The organism is Chryseobacterium sp. Chry.R1, from assembly GCF_039645525.1.
GTDB lineage: Bacteria > Bacteroidota > Bacteroidia > Flavobacteriales > Weeksellaceae > Chryseobacterium > Chryseobacterium proteolyticum.
Map to the genome: position 1 here is coordinate 1,118,965 of NZ_CP151793.1, position 19,131 is coordinate 1,138,095.

Annotated in this window: 18 protein-coding genes; 9 read left to right on the forward strand and 9 right to left on the reverse strand. The window is 36.9% G+C overall.

The window, feature by feature from the left end; genetic code table 11:
* Window position 1 precedes the first annotated feature (1 nt).
* The 9 genes from AAEU33_RS05305 (at window position 2) to AAEU33_RS05345 (ending at window position 8,640) form a co-directional block, all read left to right on the forward strand.
* A complete protein-coding gene (locus tag AAEU33_RS05305) occupies window positions 2-1,423 on the forward strand; it encodes a HAMP domain-containing sensor histidine kinase (protein ID WP_172281573.1) in 1,422 nt (473 codons plus the stop codon).
* A gap of 251 nt (window positions 1,424-1,674) precedes the next feature.
* Window positions 1,675-2,169 (forward strand): hypothetical protein, encoded by a 495-nt coding sequence (locus AAEU33_RS05310; protein WP_345991243.1) that lies wholly within the window; start codon window positions 1,675-1,677, stop codon window positions 2,167-2,169.
* Window positions 2,170-2,205: 36 nt separating this feature from the next.
* Window positions 2,206-3,033, forward strand: a complete 828-nt coding sequence (locus tag AAEU33_RS05315; protein WP_172281570.1) for a YoaK family protein — start codon at window positions 2,206-2,208, stop codon at window positions 3,031-3,033.
* Between the two features lie 246 nt (window positions 3,034-3,279).
* The gene (gene mutL / locus AAEU33_RS05320) at window positions 3,280-5,061 is read left to right on the forward strand and encodes a DNA mismatch repair endonuclease MutL (RefSeq protein ID WP_345991245.1); all 1,782 of its coding nucleotides are present in this window, start codon (window positions 3,280-3,282) and stop codon (window positions 5,059-5,061) included.
* Window positions 5,062-5,063: 2 nt separating this feature from the next.
* Complete coding sequence (locus tag AAEU33_RS05325) at window positions 5,064-5,798, forward strand: rhomboid family intramembrane serine protease (protein ID WP_273650211.1); 735 nt, start codon at window positions 5,064-5,066, stop codon at window positions 5,796-5,798.
* Between the two features lie 9 nt (window positions 5,799-5,807).
* Window positions 5,808-6,797, forward strand: a complete 990-nt coding sequence (locus tag AAEU33_RS05330; protein ID WP_172281564.1) for an endonuclease/exonuclease/phosphatase family protein — start codon at window positions 5,808-5,810, stop codon at window positions 6,795-6,797.
* Between the two features lie 73 nt (window positions 6,798-6,870).
* Entirely contained in the window at window positions 6,871-7,845 is a 975-nt protein-coding gene (locus AAEU33_RS05335) for an endonuclease/exonuclease/phosphatase family protein (protein WP_172281562.1), read from the forward strand.
* Between the two features lie 4 nt (window positions 7,846-7,849).
* A complete protein-coding gene (locus tag AAEU33_RS05340; protein ID WP_172281561.1) occupies window positions 7,850-8,197 on the forward strand; it encodes a hypothetical protein in 348 nt (115 codons plus the stop codon).
* A 59-nt stretch (window positions 8,198-8,256) separates the two neighbouring features.
* The gene (locus tag AAEU33_RS05345; RefSeq protein ID WP_172281559.1) at window positions 8,257-8,640 is read left to right on the forward strand and encodes a hypothetical protein; all 384 of its coding nucleotides are present in this window, start codon (window positions 8,257-8,259) and stop codon (window positions 8,638-8,640) included.
* A gap of 33 nt (window positions 8,641-8,673) precedes the next feature.
* Here AAEU33_RS05345 and AAEU33_RS05350 read toward each other — a convergent pair whose 3' ends face one another.
* The 9 genes from AAEU33_RS05350 to murG form a co-directional block, all read right to left on the reverse strand.
* Window positions 8,674-10,191, reverse strand: coding sequence for a GH3 auxin-responsive promoter family protein (locus AAEU33_RS05350; protein ID WP_345991248.1), 1,518 nt, complete (start codon window positions 10,189-10,191; stop codon window positions 8,674-8,676).
* 105 nt (window positions 10,192-10,296) lie between these two features.
* The gene (locus tag AAEU33_RS05355) at window positions 10,297-10,707 is read right to left on the reverse strand and encodes a BrxA/BrxB family bacilliredoxin (RefSeq protein ID WP_172281556.1); all 411 of its coding nucleotides are present in this window, start codon (window positions 10,705-10,707) and stop codon (window positions 10,297-10,299) included.
* A gap of 424 nt (window positions 10,708-11,131) precedes the next feature.
* The gene (locus tag AAEU33_RS05360; RefSeq protein WP_172281554.1) at window positions 11,132-11,578 is read right to left on the reverse strand and encodes a GatB/YqeY domain-containing protein; all 447 of its coding nucleotides are present in this window, start codon (window positions 11,576-11,578) and stop codon (window positions 11,132-11,134) included.
* 118 nt (window positions 11,579-11,696) lie between these two features.
* Window positions 11,697-13,613 (reverse strand): cell division protein FtsZ, encoded by a 1,917-nt coding sequence (ftsZ, locus tag AAEU33_RS05365; RefSeq protein WP_273650209.1) that lies wholly within the window; start codon window positions 13,611-13,613, stop codon window positions 11,697-11,699.
* 78 nt (window positions 13,614-13,691) lie between these two features.
* Window positions 13,692-15,074: a cell division protein FtsA gene (gene ftsA, locus AAEU33_RS05370; protein WP_345991251.1), complete on the reverse strand. Its 1,383-nt coding sequence runs from the start codon at window positions 15,072-15,074 to the stop codon at window positions 13,692-13,694.
* A gap of 22 nt (window positions 15,075-15,096) precedes the next feature.
* On the reverse strand, window positions 15,097-16,053 hold the full coding sequence (locus AAEU33_RS05375) for a cell division protein FtsQ (protein WP_345991252.1): 957 nt from the start codon (window positions 16,051-16,053) through the stop codon (window positions 15,097-15,099).
* A gap of 75 nt (window positions 16,054-16,128) precedes the next feature.
* Entirely contained in the window at window positions 16,129-17,493 is a 1,365-nt protein-coding gene (murC, locus tag AAEU33_RS05380; protein WP_345991254.1) for a UDP-N-acetylmuramate--L-alanine ligase, read from the reverse strand.
* A gap of 12 nt (window positions 17,494-17,505) precedes the next feature.
* Window positions 17,506-17,982 carry a hypothetical protein gene (locus AAEU33_RS05385; RefSeq protein ID WP_172281545.1) on the reverse strand — a complete coding sequence of 159 codons (477 nt, stop codon included), beginning with the start codon at window positions 17,980-17,982 and terminating at the stop codon, window positions 17,506-17,508.
* A gap of 15 nt (window positions 17,983-17,997) precedes the next feature.
* Entirely contained in the window at window positions 17,998-19,098 is a 1,101-nt protein-coding gene (murG, locus tag AAEU33_RS05390; protein ID WP_345991256.1) for an undecaprenyldiphospho-muramoylpentapeptide beta-N-acetylglucosaminyltransferase, read from the reverse strand.
* Window positions 19,099-19,131 lie beyond the last annotated feature (33 nt).

Below are 19,131 nucleotides of genomic sequence, written 5' to 3' on the forward strand. Positions count from 1 at the left end.
GATGTTTAATAAAGTTGTTACTACCCAAACCAAAACAATGATACTTTTAATGGTGGTTTTTACTACCATTATATTACTGTTTGGAGGGCTGGTGTACTTCTCTATTGTCAATTTTTCACATCAGAGGTTTTATGAATTGCTTAAAATCCGGACAACAACGATAGTACAAATCGAAAAAGGAAAAGAACATCTGGACCTTCCGGAAAACTACATCCTGAACAGCCTGAATGACGAAGAGCTTCCCATGGAAAAGGACTATGTATTTATGGTTCCTGCAGATTCCAATTTCAGGAAAATATCCCAGGAAGTTCATATTCCGGATACCTTTTTCAAGAACATCATGAAAAAAGGGGAAGACAATTATAATGATAAAGAGTTTTATTATATAGGACAGTCATTCAGATTTCATGATAAAGATTATATAGCAATAGCTTCTGCGAAAAACCATTACCTGATTTATTATCTGGGATTCCTTAAGAGGACATTGGTTACCTGTATTATCCTTTCTTTGTTTTTCAGCATGATCTTTTCTTTTTATTTATCTAAAAATTTATTCAAACCTATTTTAAAAATTACAGGGAAAGTAAAAGAGATCAGTTCGGAGAATCTTCACTTAAGATTGGAGTCCCATCCCGATAATAAAGAATTGAATGAACTGGCAGATACTTTCAATGATATGCTCAACAGGATTGAAACTTCATTTGAAACCCAGAATCATCTTATCGGAAATGTTTCACATGAATTGAGAACTCCGCTTACTTCTATTATGGGAGAAGCAGATGTTGCTCTCTCAATCAACAGAACCGCCGAAGAGTATAAAGAAACACTGGAAATCATTCTCGATGAAGCCGAAAAACTGGATAAGAAAATCAAAGCCTTGCTTATGATTGCTCAAACCGGATTTGATGGTAAGATCCAAAAGATAGATAAAGTAAGGATCGATCAGCTCCTTTGGGATGTTATTGAAACCCTTAGAAGGATTGATACGAGGAACAATATTTATTTGGATATCAGTATGTTGCCGGAAAATCCAAAGAAGCTGAAAGTTCAGGGTAATGAGCAATTGTTGCATCTTGCTGTAGCCAATATCATCAATAACGGGTGTAAATATTCCAATTTCCAGCAGGTAAAGGTTTCTTTAGGCGCCACGGATACCGATGTTTATATTATTATAAAGGATAATGGTATCGGAATTCCTCAGGAAGAAATGAATAAAATCTACGACCCGTTCTTCAGAGCCTCTAACACGAAAAACTATGAGGGCTATGGAATCGGCTTACCACTGGCAAGAAATATTGTAAGAATGCATCACGGAGAACTGATTGTAAGCTCCCATGAAAATCAGGGGACTACTGTCCAGCTTCGTTTTCCTAATTTCTATGTGATGCAGGCAGAAAACCAGGGATTGGGGGCGAAATCTTAAACTTGAAAGATCGTAAGATTCTTTTGGAGTCGAGGGGGATGGCTTAATATATTTTGTTCTGTAAATGAATAGGTTGAAATTCTATTATTCAATCTTTTTTACCCATTCACCTCTCCATATTAAATTCTCTTAACAATTTTCTAATCTCATTTTAATCTCTTTAATGACATTTTAATTCCATTCCAAAGATCCTCTAATTTGGTCACTATAGTTTTGTATTATCAAAATCAGATAACACTAAAATCGAAGATATGACCAAAACAATTTTAATTGCCACCGATTACTCCCTTGAGTCATTAAATATATTAAAAAAAGTACTGAAGGAAAAAGACGGGAAACATGACGAAACAAAATATAACATCATATTCGTATCAGGATATGACATGGGAGATTCTATCAGAGATCTTTTATTCACGACGAAGACTACCATATTCGGTAAAATAAGATCCCATGAATTTTGTGACGCATTTAGCATCATAAAAAACAAATATCCTCACCTGATTAATAAAATGACCTGCGATATTTTCACAGGAAGTTTTCAAAGAACATTTAATAATTACATAATAACAGAAAAAATTGACGAGGCTTATTATTCGCCATCGATTAAAAGTAAAGGGAAGGGGAAGTTCGACATCATTCCGTACATCAAAAAATGCAAAGATCTTGAATCACATGAGATTACTCTTGAGATTTCTGAGAGCCTTCCGGAAAGAGGAAGACTTGCTGAGATTTTTGTCGAGGTCTAAAAAAAACACACAATTCAATTATTTAAATTAATAAAAATGTTAAGAAATTATAGTAACAGCAGGACATTGGGAGACAACATCAGGTTGGGGACGCTGACGGCCTTTACGGCGGGAACTATAAATATAGCATCTCTCTTAATTTTTCTCTCTTTTACCTCAAACGTAACAGGACACTATGCCATTTTTGCTGCAGAGATCAGTAAAGGAAACTGGACTCAGGTGGCAGTGGTTGGTGCATGGATATTCCTTTTCTTTTTCGGAAGTTTTGTAGCGAACTTCTTCGTTATTAATTTTAATAAAAAAAGTAAATACTTTGCCCATGCGATGCCTATTGTGCTGGAAATTATGTGTTTGCTTTTTGTAGGGATCTACGGACAGGTTTTCTACAGGAAAACAGTAGAAGAAACAGAGTATCTGGTTGCCCTTATGCTTTTTGCAACCGGTTTACAGAATGGGTTAACGGCAAGTATTTCCAATTTCTCGGTAAAAACAACACACCTTACCGGTACCACTACCGACCTTGGAATCCTGGCGTCTATGTTTACCCAAAAAAAGTACAGGAGAAATCCGGAACTGATTGCAAGGGCAAAACTGCTTTCGAGTATCATGCTGGCTTATGTATTAGGAGCTGTGTTCTCCGGATTAACCTATTATTATCTGGAATTCAGAGTGTTTTATGTAATCAGTATATGTTTATTAGTAGTTATTGGGTATGATTTCTATACGATCCATGTCCGCCACTTTAACACGCGGTACAGATACAGTAAGATCTATAAAAAGCCCAGCCTTCTGGCCAACCTGTATGATAAGATCCATGGAAAATCTAAAACCAAAGAAAAAAGAAGACTTGTATTTGATGATTAAAATACAAGAATAAATAAAGAAACTATCAGTATTAATTTTGTGTAAACAAGCTGTGAATCAATCCTCTATTTGTGTCGTACATTTAGGGGATTGTATTTTTTAAAAAGGATGAAAAATAAAGGGATTATTATATAAATCATAAAAGGCAGAATTTTTGCATATTGATAATAAAATTTTAATTCGCGTTTTTATTGTTTTTATTCCCATTTTCATTGACTATTTTTGTAAGTTGATTTAACGTTTTTTATGTCAGATATTATTCAGCTTTTACCGGATCATGTAGCCAACCAAATTGCGGCGGGAGAAGTGGTGCAGAGACCTGCGTCCATTGTGAAAGAATTATTGGAGAATGCTATCGATGCAGAGGCTTCTAAAATTGAACTGATCGTAAGGGACGCCGGAAAAAATCTGATACAGGTTGTTGATGATGGAAAAGGAATGTCCGAAACGGATGCCAGAATGGCGTTTGAAAGACATGCTACTTCAAAAATCAGAGGGACGGAAGATATTTTCAGAATTGCTACAAAGGGATTTCGTGGAGAAGCATTAGCTTCTATTGCGGCTGTCTCCCAGGTAGAACTCAGAACCAAACAAAAAGATGCCAAAATAGGAACCAATATTTACATTGAAGGTGGAGTTTTCCAGTTTCAGGATCCTGTGCAAACTTCAGAAGGCTCTAATTTTTTGGTGAAAAATCTTTTCTTTAATGTTCCTGCAAGAAGAAAATTCCTTAAAAATAATAATATTGAATTCAGACATGTTATTGATGAATTCCAAAGGGTTGCTTTGGCCCATGAAAATTTGGAATTTTCATTATTCCATGATGATGAACCGGTTTTTCGCTTAAGAAAAGGAAGCCAGATGCAGAGGATCGTAGATATCTTCGGACGAAAGTTGCAACCACAGCTTATTCCGATCAAGGAAGATATTATATGGTGTAAACTGCATGGTTTTGTTGCCAAGCCTGAAGGGGCAAAAAAGACAAGAGGGGAACAATTTATTTTTGTCAACGGAAGATTCTTTAAGAGCCCTTATTTTAATAAAGCGGTTCAGGAAGCATTCGAAGGACTGCTTTTGCCTGGCTATATTCCTACTTTCTTTCTCTTTTTGGAGCTGGATCCCGAAAAAATAGACGTTAATATTCATCCGCAAAAGACAGAAGTGAAATTTGAGGATGAGCATCTTATTTTTGCACTGATCCGTTCTACAATAAAAAGATCTCTCGGAATTTACAATGTGGCTCCAAGTCTTGATTTTGAGAAAGACCCACAGCTGGATGAGCTGATGCAAAAAACCTTCCCGGGAAAGACAAATAGCGGAGGGGTTATAAAGATGCCGGAAATTGTGGTTGATAAGGATTATAATCCGTTTTTGGAAGAAAGAGGTGTAAGGCAGGCTGAAATTCAGAACCTTGCAGAAATGTACCATCAGAATATATCTGCGGAACCTTCCAAAATAAACCTTTTTGAGGATGAAGATTTTGATGAAGATCTGATGAGGCTTCCCAACGGGTATTGGCTGTTCAATAAAGGGGACAGAACCCTGATGCTTGATCTGGGAAGAATGCACAGGCTTTTTGTTTCAGAAAATAATAAGCCGACAAAAAAAGGAACCATAAACAGTCATGCGCTTCTTTTCTCTCTGGAGTATCATATGAACGAGATTGAGAAAACAAAATATAAATCAATCAAAAAATATCTTCCTGAGCTGGGATTCGATATGAAAGTGGCCCACGAAAGTGTATTGAGGATAGATGCGGTGCCTGAGGGATTAAAAGAGACCCAGGTTATGAAGTTTCTTGAAGACCTGTTTGAGATCCTGGATTATAAAACAGATGAGGAATTCAACCAGTATTATCAGAATCAATGGACGAAGATGCAGTCTAAATCCAGATTTGACTTTATTTATAAAAAGGATGCTGAACAATTGATCAAGGACTTTACGGCATTAGGTTTTCCTGAGTTTTTACCTAATGGGAAACGATGCTTTTATGAAATTCCTTTCAATGATTTTAAAAACAAATTTTAAAAATGTTTAACAATATACCACCGATTACAAGAAATATAATTATAATAAATATTGTTGTATTTATTATATCCTATATTTTTCCACAACTGTATAATACACTTTCTGCGTATTATCCTTTTTCTCCCAACTTTAGGTCCTGGCAGATCATAACCCATATGTTTATGCACGGAGGATTGATGCATATTTTATTTAATATGCTGACTTTGTGGAGTTTTGGGCCTATATTGGAACAGTCTTTAGGTGAAAGAAAGTATCTGATCCTCTATTTTGTAAGTGGTTTGGGTGCATTTTTCTTATTCAATCTTTGGAATTTTATAGAAATTCAGCAGATTACCTCCAGCCTGGAAAGCTTAGGCTTAAATGCGGCTGAAATTTATAAGAAAGCGGCAATAGGATATACTGGAGACATGAATATAAGTGCTACGACAGAAGAAGGAAAGGAGCTTTCCCAAAGTCTCTATAATGCATTAAGAACTCCTATGGTCGGTGCTTCGGGAGCCATATTTGGAGTTATTGCTGCTTTTGCTACCCTTTATCCGGATTCAAAGATCGGGATTATGTTTATTCCGGTTCCTGTTAAAGTTAAATACCTTTTACCCATACTACTTGTTATTTCAATTTACTTAGGGGTTTCAGGAAATGTAGGAGGTATTGCCCATTTTGCGCACGTGGGAGGGGCTATTGTAGGCTTTCTCCTGGCTTTACTATGGAAAAAGCATTTGTATAGATTCCGTTAATACTATCCTGTGAAAGTTGTTCGCCTAATATTTTTAATTGTACATCTGGGAATCTTGTTTCTTTTGTTGGGAACATTAATGAATGCTTATGTACCTCCTAGAATATATCCATGGTTTAATCTTTTATCATTAGGCTTTCCTGTTTTAATCACTGCTTATGTATTGCTAACTGTTTTCTGGGTTTTCGCCTGGAAAAAAAGGGCTATAGTATTTGCTGCATTCGGACTGCTTTTTTTGAACCCTGTTAAGAGATGGGTCAACTATTCTGCTGAAAAAAAGGAGACATCCGATCTGAAAATCATCTCATTAAATGCAAAAGGAGGAACGATGGGAATTAAAAATATTGAAGATTATGTAGATTCTCAAAATGCGGATGTGGTTCTGTTACAAGAACATGTTCGGGATTACAATTTTAAAGGAATGGGAAAAGGAAGAGGAGATGTTATTGTCTCAATTTCTTCAAAATATAAGATCATTGATCAGAAAGAACTTATTGAGAGTAATTCAGAGACCAATAATGCCTACGCCAACCAGACGGATATTGAGATCAAAGGAAATACGTATCGTTTTATCAATGTCTACCTTCAGCCTTTTAAATTTGAAAAAAGCATGGTAAAGCTTAAGGGAAATAGTGATGAAGATGAACAAAAGCTGAAAGATATCGTTAAAAGGCTGATCCCGACTTTCAAAATGCACCAGGATCAGGTTGCTGCGGTAAGAAAAGGGATTGATGAGTCTCCTTATCCGGTAATATTAGTAGGTGACTTCAATTCTGTTCCTAACTCTTACGAGTATTACCATCTTGGAAAAGGGTTAAAAGATGCCTTTGTAGAAGCAGGTAGAGGAAGTGCTACCAGCTTTCATGACTACAAATTCCCGATACGAATCGACTACGTTTTTACATCGGAATCCATACAACCTCTAAGTTATAAAGTTGACCGTTCTGTCAGAATTTCAGATCATTATCCGGTGGTTGCAACTTTCAAATTAAAAAAATAATATTCATAAAATACGTTAAAGCTTTTCATATTGGTAGGATTTTTGATTAAAAAAAGACTAGACCGTTTTTTTCATGAAGCCGAACCAGATATTGTTGTTTTTGCATATTGCAATTATCGTATTATTACTGTGCACCTTAGGGAATGCATGGATACCGCCCAACATTATTGGGGGCTTGAATCTTCTTTCATTAGGGTTTCCCTATTTAATTTTATTACATATTTTATTAACGCTGGTCTGGATCGTTAAAAGAAATAAAATCGCCATTGTTTTTCTGTTAAGCACTTTTGTTTTTTATAATCCCATAAGACGGTGGGTGAACTTTTCTCCTAAAACTGAAAACTATAAATCAATACGGGATGTTAAAATATTGACATTCAATGTGAAGTATGGTGAGTTTGGCTGGGATAAAGTATCAAAATATATCAAGGATCAGAATGCTGATATTATTCTTGTTCAGGAAAAAGATACAAACCGGGCAATACGAAAAGATATGATTAAGTATCCGGTAGTGAGCCTGAAGACAAAACATAAAATTGTAAGACAGGAAGAGTTAATTGAAGATAAATCAAGAGGAAATTCTTTTTATGCGGATATTGATATTAATGGAAAAATCATACGAATAGTAAATGTATATCTTGAACCATTCCGTCTGAACAAATCGATGTTTGATTTTAATAGTCTTGGAAAAGGATCTAATAAACTCCATCTTCTTCTTTCTCACATGACACCCACATTCAGGGCTCATGAAGATCAGATAAAAAAGATCAGAAAAGCAATCGACTTTTCTCCTTATCCGGTTATACTGGCGGGTGACTTTAATTCCGTGCCTAATTCTTATGAATATTATAATCTTGGGAAAAATCTGGATGATGCTTTTTTAACAGTCGGGAATGGTATTTCTACCAGTTTTCATGATTATAAAGTTCCTTTGAGAATCGACTATATTTTCACCTCTAAAGACATAAGACCCATAAGCTACAAAATAGATCAGTCCGTAAAATTATCAGATCACTATCCTGTAATTGCGGAATTTCTGTTAAATTAGTTCCATGAAAAATGTATTTTTTTTAGCAGCGGTTTTTTCTATTCTGATTACTTCCTGTTCTAAAAGAGAACCTGTTCGTGTAGAGACGGATCAGGTGACGAAAGTGGATTATGATACAACTGCCATAGATTCCTTTTCTAATGGTGCCATATCCGTAGATATTGCAAGAAAAATCAGAATGTCTTCCCAGAAGTATCAGGATTCTTTAAAAGAGGCTCTGAGAATCCAAAAGGAAGAGCAACGTATTAAACAGGAGCTGGAAAAAGAAAACAAAAAGAAACAGGAAGAGGAGAAAAAGAATAAGGAAAAAGAAGGAAAGGCGAAAGAGGAAGCAGGAAAAACTTCTCCCTGAACAATGAAAACTATACGGAAGTTTTCATAAATTTGAATACATTCTTAAAAAATATCAATATGAAAAAACAAATTGTAACAGCACTTATGGTAGCCGGATTGGTCGTTTCCTGCACCAAATCGACAACAAAAACTGAGCAGGTTGAAAATCCGGACGGATCTATTACAACAACCAGCACTACAGTGACGCAAAGCCCGGCAGATATTGTAGATACTACTAAAATTAACAAGGCAAAAGAAGACGTTAAAGCTAAAGTGGATGCTACCGGAGATAAAATAGATAATGCAGCGCATAAGGCAAAAGCAGACCTTAATGAAGCTGGAAAAGATATTAAGGCAGGGGCGAAGGAGCTTGGACAGGATGTAAAGGATGCTGCAGCTAAAGGCGCCGGAAAAGTAGAAGAGGGAGCTAAAAAATTAAAAGAAGATCTGAAAAGCAAATAAAAAAGAACCGCAGTTTTTACTGCGGTTTTTTTATTAATTCTTATTGAGTTCTAATAAAGGGTCTATATATTCCCGGTCATTGCTGAGTCTTGGTACCTTGTTTTGTCCCCCGAGCTTTCCTTTGGACTCCAGCCACGAATAGAACAAATTGGGTTTGGCTATATGAACAATGGGTTTTTTTAATGTAATATTATTGTACCTCTTCGCTTCATAATCCGAATTAACTGCCTTCAGGCACTCATCGAAAGCATTGATAAAACAGTCGAGATCGTCCGGCTTTTTACTGAATTCAAAAATCCATTCATGAGCACCGCTTTCATTTTCTTTCATGAAAACAGGAGCTCCTGTAAAATCTGTAATGGCTGCATTTGTCTGTTCACAGGCTTTTGTAAGTGCAAGCTCCACATTGGTGATCATTAATTCTTCCCCAAAAGCATTTATATAATGTTTGGTTCTTCCTGAAATTTTTACCCTGAACGGATTAACGGATGTAAAGACAACCGTATCACCGATCAGATACCTCCATAATCCTCCATTGGTGGTAATGACCATGGCGTAATTTTTTCCGACTTCAACATCTTCAAGACTTACAACCGGTGGATTCGAGAAATGGAATTTATCCATAGGAATGAATTCGTAGAAAATACCATAATCCAGCATCAAAAGCATTTCGTCACTATTTGATCTGTCCTGAATACCAAAGAAGCCTTCTGAGGCATTGTAAATTTCGTAGTAATTGATGTTTTTTCCGATGATCTGGCTGTATTGCTCCCTGTAGGGTTTAAAACTTATTCCGCCGTGAAAAAAGACTTCCAGATTAGGCCAGAGCTCAGAGATATTCTGAACATCCGTTTCTTTCAGAACCCTCTGGAGTAAAACAAGCATCCAGCTTGGAACACCCAGTAAACTTCCGACATCTTCATTTTTAACTTCAGATATAATGGCTCTCAGTTTACTTTCCCACTCGGACATGAGTGATACCTTTTTGCTGGGGGTTGTTGTAATCTCCACCCAAAAAGGAAGATTGTCAATAAGGATAGCAGAAAGGTCCCCGAATTTTGTGTTAAAATCGGCATAGAGTTCGGAGCTGCCTCCGAGACGTAAATTTTTATTCGTAAAAAGCTGATTTTCCGGATGGTTATTGGCATAAATTGATACCATGTCTTTTCCGGCTTTCATATGGCAATATTCCAGGCTCTCGGCAGAGATGGGAATGAATTTGCTTTTAGCGTTCGTGGTTCCTGAGGACTTTGCAAAATGTTTGATATAGCCAGGCCAGCTTACATCTTTATAACCTTGTCGTGCTCTCTCGATATAAGGTTCGAAATCTTCATAGGTAACAATAGGAACTTTATTTTTAAAATCCTGGTAACTCGAAATAGAATTAAAACCATACTTCTTCCCATATTCTGTATCCTCGGCATGAAACAACTGGGAAAATAGTATCCCTTTCTGTGTTTCAATCGGATGATTCATGAAATTCTGAATCTGGTCTATCCTTTGACGGATAAACCAATTCACCACAGTATTGAAAAGTGCTTTCGTTGCCATTTCAACAAATATAATGATATTTGATTTTTCAGAGAATTTTTTATGGCTTAAAATAAAAAACCGTTACAAATATTGTAACGGTTGATTATCTGGATATATTGTTTTCTAGCAATATTCGTCGTAAGCTGCCTGAAGGTTTGCAGCAATTGCTCCTGCAGGATTTCCTTCAATGTGGTGTCTTTCCAGCATGTGAACCAATTCTCCATCTTTGAAAAGAGCTACGCAAGGTGAGCTTGGAGGAAACGGAGCTAAATGTTTTCTCGCTTCTGAAACAGCTTCAGTATCATATCCTGCAAATACGGTTGTCAAGTGATCGGGTTTTTTATCTCCGGTCAAAGAGTAAACAACTCCCGGTCTTGCAGCTCCTGCAGCACACCCACATACTGAATTGATCACTAATAGGGTAGTTCCTGATTGCTTTAATGCTTCTTGTACCTGAGAAGTTGTTGTCAAGTCTTCAAAGCCTTTATCTGTAAGTTCAGCCTTCATAGGCATTACTAAATCTGTTGGATACATTTTTTGTTTTTTTAAATCTGTACAAAGGTAAAAAATTATTTATGTTTCATCAACTTATAAAAACTATTGACGCATTAGGAAAAGTGCATGATATGTAACATGGTGATATGTAAATATTTCAACAATATTTGAAGAAATGTAAATAAAAGCAATGAATAATGAAAAATAATTATTAAATTTGAAATGATTCTAAAAACAACCAACCATGAAAAGGCATTTTTTACGTCATTCCCTCGACTTAAAAGATGCAATTAGTTAAGTCTGTAATTCACAGACACCTCAAGCATCTTAATGCATAAAATGAAGCCCGAAATTAATTTCGGGCTTCATTAATCAAATCGATATGCAAAGGTTGAATATCCTTAGTAAACGGGTTCAATGATCTTACTCTGGATCTGTGTCCGGATTGAAGACCAAATACCCTTTAAGAAAGCAGCTTTTTAGCCATCTCGGAAATGCTTTTTCCGTCAGATTTACCGGCTAACGCTTTTGATGCCATTCCCATTACCTTTCCTAAATCCTTTATAGATTCAGCGCCGGTCTGTGAAATGATATTTTTAATTTCTGTTTCCAGCTCTTCAGCAGTAAGCTGTTGAGGTAAGAATTTTTCGATGACCTTCATCTGGGCTTCTTCGACGTCTGCGAGATCCGTTCTTCCCTGAGCGGCAAACTGGTCGTAAGAATCCTTACGTTGTTTGATCATTCTTTGTAAAATAGCGATCTCCTGTTCTGCTGAAACTTCTGCTCCTCTGGCTTCTGTTTTCAAAAGCAGGATCTGGGACTTTACTGCACGGAGAGAGTCCAGAGCCACTTTGTCTTTCTCCCTCATAGCGGTTTTTATCGCTTCGCTGATTGTATTTTCTAAACTCATATATTATGATTTGAAAATTTGAGAATGAAACAATTTGAAAATAGTAAAAGGCAATGGATGTATAATTTCCAGTGGATCAATTTTCAAATTCACAAATTATTTCATTTTCAAATTAAATTTAGTCTACGTCTTTATTTAAAAATCTGTTTTCTCTGATTTGCATAGAACCATTATTATCAGATAAATATGTATTTATATTCTGATCTGATGCGTTGGTCCCGTCAATAGAAATATTCTTTCTTTTGAATGCAGGCACAGATTCGAACTCATTGACATTATCAAAACTCTGATAACGTGAATTGAATTCTTTTAATTTATTTCTTCTTTCAACCACTCTCTCCTGGTCAATAGTTTTGTTCACAAAAGTGAACTCACTGTCTGATGGCTTTGGAGCTTCGGTTTCCGTTTTATTTTCAACAACCGGTTTGCTTTCATTGGCCGGAACTTCTTTCACCGGCTGGAAGAAACTTTCCATTTTCTGAAGAGGTTCTTCTGTAATCTGGCTTACCGTATTGGCTGAAGTGGTAAACTCTGCTTTTGGCTGTCCATAATCCGTTTTTGGCTCATTAACAGGCTCATTGACAAAGAAGCTGAATTCAATCGGTTTTTCCTCGGAAAAAGAAGGAACGGAAGAGTTTTTAGTCGGTTCTTCTTTCCTGTCTTCTGTTTCAAAAGAAAAAGACTGTATTTCCAGATCATTCGGGTCGTTATCTTCATCGAAAGAAAATAAGTTATAAGCATCCTGATCCTCTTCTTCGTTTCTCCAGTCCTGAATTGGGCTGTCTACCGTATCTTGCTCTCTATCAGAGAACTTTATTTCTGTTTTTACCTCTTCATCCTCAATAATCATTTTTTTTTCAGTAGATGTCTTAAACTGAGGATTATCCTGGTCTTCATCATCAAGTCTGAAAAGGTTCTTTCCTCCGAAAGTATAGCCCTCTTCAGGGCTCATTTCTCTTTCTTCTCTTGTTTTAAAAGGAGAAGTTTTGTGAGAATCCAGTTTGTCATTTAAACCAATTCTGATTTTTTCAGTTGGCCCTGCAAATTTTTTGTCCTCATTGGAGAAACCTGTAGCAATTACAAGAACGCTTACTGCATCTCCTAGTTCTTCATCCGCTCCAACCCCGAAAATAATATCTGCAGTGTTTCCTGCTTCTTTTTGAATGTGATCCATGATGATACCTATTTCATCCATGGTAACTTCTTCTACACCACTTCTGATCAATAGTAATACATTTTTAGCACCTGTAATCTTATTGTCATTCAATAATGGGGAATCCAGAGCCTTTCTTACGGCCTCTTCTGCTTTATTTTCTCCGGAAGCAGTGCCTGTAGACATCAATGCAGTACCCGAGTTCTGAAGCACAGATTTAGCATCTCTAAAGTCAATGTTTACATCGAAGTAACCGGTAATAACCTCTGCCATACCTTTTGCAGCATTGGTTAACACTTCATCGGCCTTTGAGAATCCTTGCTTGAATCCAAGGTTACCAAATTGCTGTCTTAATTTATCGTTGTTGATGACAATCAGTGAGTCAACATTATTTCTCAATTTATCAAGTCCGTTTTCTGCCTGCTCAAGCCTTCTCTTCCCCTCGAAGCTGAATGGAACAGTAACGATACCTACCGTTAAAATTCCCATATCTTTAGCTACTTTGGCAATAACAGGAGCGGCACCCGTTCCGGTTCCACCTCCCATCCCGGCAGTAATAAATACCATCTTGGTATTTTGTCCCATTGCAGCCTTGATCTCTTCAATACTTTCAATAGCTGATTTTTCTCCAACCTCAGGATCAGCACCTGCTCCAAGTCCTTCGGTGATGGAAGTACCCAACTGAACTTTATTGGAGACGGGGTTATTATCTAAAGTCTGAGCATCCGTATTACAGATCACGAAATCAACACCGTGAATCCCTTTCTCGTACATGTGTTTAAGGGCGTTGTTTCCACCGCCACCAACACCAATTACTTTGATGATTGATGAATTTCCTTTTGGTAAATCAAATGAAAACCCTTGTGTACCTATATTTTCCATAACTTATATTTTTTAAAATTGACTCATGATAAGTGATAAGGAATAGCCGTGTATCGCTTATCATTCATCATTTTATAATTATTCTACTTCTTCAAAGAATTTTTTTACTTTTTCCATTAGCGACTGTCCGAATGTGAGCCTTGCCGCTTTTTTATTTTCCTGTTGCTCTCTTACCACTTCCTGCTCCTGAACAGGAGTCGCCTGCTGTGTGGCAGTTGGGGTTTCAGCTGTATTGGATACTACTTCCGGTTGTTGCTTCTCCTGAACGGTTTCTTCTTCTATGATCGTCTGCTTTTTGTCGCGGATTTTCAAACTTTCCATCAGTAAACCGATAGATGTTGCAAATTCAGGACCTTTCAGGTATTGGTTTTTGTCATTGGCGATATATTCGTTAGCAAAACCAATTCTGCTGTCGAAACCTGTAGTATAATTAGCAAGCTGGCGTAAGTGCTTCAAATTGGAACCACCTCCTGTAAGAACGATTCCCGCAATCAACTTTTTCTTCTGTTCGAATGCTCCATAGGCTTTAAGCTCTGTGTTCACCATTTCAAGGATTTCTTCAACTCTCGCGTTGATGATCTGTGCCAGAGTTTTAAGAGAAATTTCTTTGTCCGGTCTTCCATGTAAGCCAGGAATGGTTACAAAAGTGCTGTCTTTTTCAAGCTCAGGAACTGCAGATCCGAATTTTACCTTCAGTTGTTCTGCATGTTTTTCTATAATCGAGCAGCCTTCTTTAATATCTTCTGTAATGATTCCGCCACCGTAAGGAATTACACAAGTATGGCGAATGATATTGTCTTTGAAAATAGCAATATCCGTAGTACCGCCACCTATATCTACGATTGCAACTCCTGCTTCTTTTTCTTCTTTTGTAAGAACAGCTTCAGAAGATGCCAGTGGTTCTAAAGTAAGGGCTTCCATTTCCAGTCCGGCTTCTCTTACACATCTTGCAATGTTTCTGATACTGCCCATTTGTCCTACGACAACATGGAAATTAGCCTCTAAACGTTTTCCGTGCATACCGACAGGTTCCTGTATCTCACCTTCAGAATCCACTTTATATTCTTGAGGAAGTACATGAATAATTTCTTCACCGGGTAGCATGACCAGTTTTTTTACCTGATCTTTCAATGCTTCGATGTCGTCGTCTGTAATAAACTTGTCTGGATGCTCTCGCATAATATAATCGGAATGTTGCAGAGAACGGATATGTTTTCCTGCAATACCAACCGTGACTTTGCGGATAGGAACTCCTGCACTGGATTGTGCTTCAGACACAGCCGCCTTGATTGAATTAATGGTTTGTGAGATGTTATTCACAATACCTTTATGAACCCCAAGACTTTTGGCCTTTCCTACACCGAGAACTTCTATTTTCCCGTGTGCATTCCTCCTTCCGACAATCGCGACTATCTTTGTTGTCCCGATGTCCAGACCTACTGAATACTCTTGATTTTCCATTTGTTTATATCGATTTGATTTTTTATTCTATTTTAACTTTTGCTTTTGGCTTTGTAGCCTTTTTCTCAGTTGTTTTCTTTGTCTCCTTTGGTTTGGTTGTCGTTTTTGGCTTTTTGTTTTCCTTTGGCTGAGATACAGAATTTTGCTTTTTTATCTCTACTGGTTTTTTAGTTTCCGGTTTCTTTATGGTTGCCGGTGCAGGAGCTTTTGCCAGCTCTTTACGTCCTGCAGTCAAAATACTGTCATTTTCTTTAAAAGCAGGATTTAAAGTGGTTACAATCTGGTTCTGATATTTTACAGAGATCATATTGTACTTCTGAGGATCCTGATACACAAGATATTTCTCAACAAACGCTTTAAAACCTTTTACTTTGAATTCAATATTATCCAAGTCTCCGATTTCTACTTTATAGTTTCCTTCACTTGTCAAAAGATTATAATCATCCTTTACTTTTGAGATTCCTATAAAGTATCTTTTGCTGAAGTCATCCTTATCAATCTTTTCAACCAGTTCAGCAAGCTTTTCATATTCGTCAGGTTTTACATTTCCTGTTACCAGCATACAAGGATGCGAATAGGTTTTTGAGATGGGAAATTCAACTCCTTTTTCATCCACGTAAAAATCCCTGCCGTCTTTATTCAGCCTGAATACTGGAACCCTTTGTTTAATATCCAGATTGAGCTTTCCGTTTAGATTTAAATAAACATTGGCACTATCCACAGCCGGAAGAGCATTGATCTTTTTTTCGAGGGATGGAATATTCAGATCACCTACTTTTCCTGAAGGGTTTTCTTTTTTTACAATATCCCTGATGTCTTTTTCATCAACGAAATATACCGGAGTCTTTTCGCTTAATTTTACAGAAATCTTATTATCGGTAATCTTCTGGCCACTGAATTTCTTCAAAGAGAAACTCAGCAGGAAACCAAGCAGGATTACTGTGATAGCAATTTTTAATATTCTGTATTTATTTTTCATATTCTATTGTATTCATGTATTAAAGTAAAATGTATTCATGATTATCGTGGATTACATTACTTACATACACTACTACTATTTATCTTTTAAACTTAACCATTCACAAATCGGGTCATATAGGGTGTCTATATTTCCTGCACCTACGGTGAGCAGAATGTCAAAATCTTTTTCTTTTATCTTTTCAAAGGCTTCCATTAAAGTGGAGCCTTCTTTTTTATCCAGGGTTACTTTTTCCAGTAACCATGTTGAGGTAATCCCCTCAAAGTTTTCCTGAAGCTCTCTTGCCGGATAAATATCCAGTAAAATGAGTTCATCTGCATTGCTTAAACTTTCTGCAAAGCCATCAGCAAAATCTCTTGTTCTGCTGAATAAATGCGGCTGAAATGCAACCAGTAATTTTTTATCAGGGTAAAAGGTCTTGATGGAACCTACAACAGCATTGATCTCTGTCGGGTGGTGGGCATAATCATCAATATATATTTTACCGTTCTTATAAATATGTTTTGTATATCTTCTTTTAATTCCTTTGAAGCTGGCAATAGCCTTTTTCAGGGTGTCAAAATCCACTCCTAAATTATGCAGGATGGCTAATGCAACGGTGGCGTTTTCCACATTATGGATCCCCGGAATTTCCCAGACAAAATCTTTTACAGACTCAGCGGGAGTATGAAAATCAAAATAGATCTTATCGTGATCCATACGCAGATTATCGGAGTAATAATCCGCTTTTTCGTTTACAGCATAAGTCTGATGGTCTCTTCCGATCTCAATACCTTTTCTTACAAAAAGTTTTTTATCTTCCGGAACCAGAGCGGCAAATTGACGGAACCCTTCTTCAATATGACTTTTGTCTCCGTAAATGTCCAGGTGATCTGCGTCGGTAGAGGTAATCACTGCCCAGTCCGGAGAAAGATTGAGAAAGCTTCTGTCGTATTCATCAGCTTCTACCACTGAGTATTCTGAACCGTTATATAAAAAATTGGATTTGAAATTTTCCGAAATACCTCCTAAAAAGCATGAAAATGGCAGGTCCGCTTCTTTACATAAATGGGAAACCAAGGTAGACGTTGTTGTTTTACCATGTGTTCCGGCTACGGCAATACAATCTGTGTTTTCCGTAATTAATCCTAACACTTTTGCACGCTTTAAAATCTCAAAACCATGTTCATTGAAGTAATCAAGAATTCCAAGCTTCTTAATAGCCGGAGTATAAATTACTAAGGTGTTATCCTTTTGAAGTGTGGTTATTTGTTCATCGATGAGATCTTCAAAAACAATATCAATTCCTTCACTCATCAATTGTTGAGTAAGTTTGGTGTTGGTTTTATCATAACCTAAAACTTTTTTACCTGAAGCTTTAAAATAACGGGCAAGGGCACTCATGCCAATCCCGCCGATCCCCACAAAGTAAAAAGTATGATATGTTTCTAATAATTTCATCTTCTATTTTAGTTATTGATAATTGAATATCTTTTCTTTATCCAGTCCATACGAATCTCCCTGATACAAAAAGAATTCCATTACTGCATCTTCAAGGGTCTCATATGTAAATCCGTTGGTAATCCAGAAATAATATTTAAAACCGATTGAATTCTGACTTGGCAGATATTCTGCTTTTATCATTGCAAGCTTATTGATCTCGTTCAGCAGGGTATCAATTTTGTCTTTGCTTACCCCTTTATTCAGTAGGATATTTACATTAAGGTTAATGTATTTTTTCCCTGCATCCACATCCATAAAGAGTGTGGCTTTGTCTTTATTTCCTATTTTAATAAAAGTTTCCTCCTGCTCCAGGATATCATATCCTTTTCCTTTCAAATAGTTGCCCACTGCTGCAATTTTAAAGTCAGCGGGTTTTATCAGGGTTTGTGCCGTTACCCAGTGGGTAAAGAAGCAAATGAGCAATACTGTTAGTAATTTAGTTTTCATACTTTATAGTGTTGGTTATTGTAGCTTTATAAAAATTTCATCAACAATTTCCTTTGCAGCATTGGGTTTGGCAAAATATTCCAGGTTTTCAGACATTTCTTTTCTCATCGCTGTGCTGTCGCAAACCTCCATAAGCGTGTTCCAGAATTTTTCTTCCATTTCGGAATCTTTGACCATTTTTGCCGCATTCTTTTCAACCAGATTCAGTGCATTTTTGGTCTGATGATCCTCTGCCGCAAACGGGAAAGGAATCAATAAAACCGGTTTTTGTGCAACAGCCAGTTCTGAAATGGCAATAGCTCCTGCTCTTGAAACAATGATATCTGCTGCCGAGTATGCTTTCTCCATATCTTTTATAAACTCAAGAATCTGAATATTCTGGCTTTTCTTATCTTTTGTTTCTTCTATAATATCTTTATAATCGAGCTTTCCTGTCTGCCAGATCAGCTGATAATCTTTGTTGATGAGTTCATCAAAATGTGATCTCCATGCATTATTTAAAGTTCTGGAACCCAGTGATCCACCAACAGAAAGGATTGTCAGCTTTTCCTTATTTAATCCCATTTTTTCTTTTGCCTGGGAAGATTCTTCCATTCCCAGAATGATATTCTCGCGAATAGGATTACCTAAAAATTTGATCTTATCATCGGGAAACCCTTCTACTTTGGGGTAAGCAGTAAAAACAGCTTTTGCTTTCTTACTTAAAATTTTATTGGTTACCCCTGCATGTGCATTTTGTTCCTGAATAAAAATAGGGATCCCCAGCTTGCTTGCTTCATACAGAGCCGGTCCGCTGGCAAAGCCTCCTGTACCGATCGCAAAATCAGGAGCAAAACGCTTAATGATCTTTTTTGATCTGGATAAGCTTTTCAAGATCTTGAATGGTAATCCCAGATTAGATAACATGTTACCACGGTCAATTCCGGCAATGTCGATTCCTTCAATAGGGTAACCTGCCTGAGGAACTTTTTCCATTTCCATTTTTCCGTTGGCTCCGATAAACAAGAATTCTGTATCCGGAAATCTTTTCCTGATCTCGTCTGCAATAGCGATTGCCGGGAAGATATGTCCTCCTGTTCCACCACCGGATAATAATACTTTTAGCTTCTTGTTCATTTTTTCTAATTTTGAAATAGCCTGACCATTAAT

Excerpts from the sequence above, each read along its gene's own strand:
- ftsZ (WP_273650209.1), bottom strand. The coding sequence starts at position 13,613 with ATGGAAAATATAGGTACACAAGGGTTTTCATTTGATTTACCAAAAGGA.
- AAEU33_RS05355 (WP_172281556.1), bottom strand. The coding sequence starts at position 10,707 with ATGTATCCAACAGATTTAGTAATGCCTATGAAGGCTGAACTTACAGAT.
- AAEU33_RS05345 (WP_172281559.1), top strand. The coding sequence starts at position 8,257 with ATGAAAAAACAAATTGTAACAGCACTTATGGTAGCCGGATTGGTCGTT.
- AAEU33_RS05325 (WP_273650211.1), top strand. The coding sequence starts at position 5,064 with ATGTTTAACAATATACCACCGATTACAAGAAATATAATTATAATAAAT.
- murG (WP_345991256.1), bottom strand. The coding sequence starts at position 19,098 with ATGAACAAGAAGCTAAAAGTATTATTATCCGGTGGTGGAACAGGAGGA.
- AAEU33_RS05305 (WP_172281573.1), top strand. The coding sequence starts at position 2 with ATGTTTAATAAAGTTGTTACTACCCAAACCAAAACAATGATACTTTTA.
- murC (WP_345991254.1), bottom strand. The coding sequence starts at position 17,493 with ATGAAATTATTAGAAACATATCATACTTTTTACTTTGTGGGGATCGGC.
- AAEU33_RS05335 (WP_172281562.1), top strand. The coding sequence starts at position 6,871 with ATGAAGCCGAACCAGATATTGTTGTTTTTGCATATTGCAATTATCGTA.
- AAEU33_RS05385 (WP_172281545.1), bottom strand. The coding sequence starts at position 17,982 with ATGAAAACTAAATTACTAACAGTATTGCTCATTTGCTTCTTTACCCAC.
- AAEU33_RS05310 (WP_345991243.1), top strand. The coding sequence starts at position 1,675 with ATGACCAAAACAATTTTAATTGCCACCGATTACTCCCTTGAGTCATTA.
- ftsA (WP_345991251.1), bottom strand. The coding sequence starts at position 15,074 with ATGGAAAATCAAGAGTATTCAGTAGGTCTGGACATCGGGACAACAAAG.
- AAEU33_RS05350 (WP_345991248.1), bottom strand. The coding sequence starts at position 10,191 with ATGGCAACGAAAGCACTTTTCAATACTGTGGTGAATTGGTTTATCCGT.
- mutL (WP_345991245.1), top strand. The coding sequence starts at position 3,280 with ATGTCAGATATTATTCAGCTTTTACCGGATCATGTAGCCAACCAAATT.
- AAEU33_RS05360 (WP_172281554.1), bottom strand. The coding sequence starts at position 11,578 with ATGAGTTTAGAAAATACAATCAGCGAAGCGATAAAAACCGCTATGAGG.
- AAEU33_RS05375 (WP_345991252.1), bottom strand. The coding sequence starts at position 16,053 with ATGAAAAATAAATACAGAATATTAAAAATTGCTATCACAGTAATCCTG.
- AAEU33_RS05315 (WP_172281570.1), top strand. The coding sequence starts at position 2,206 with ATGTTAAGAAATTATAGTAACAGCAGGACATTGGGAGACAACATCAGG.
- AAEU33_RS05340 (WP_172281561.1), top strand. The coding sequence starts at position 7,850 with ATGAAAAATGTATTTTTTTTAGCAGCGGTTTTTTCTATTCTGATTACT.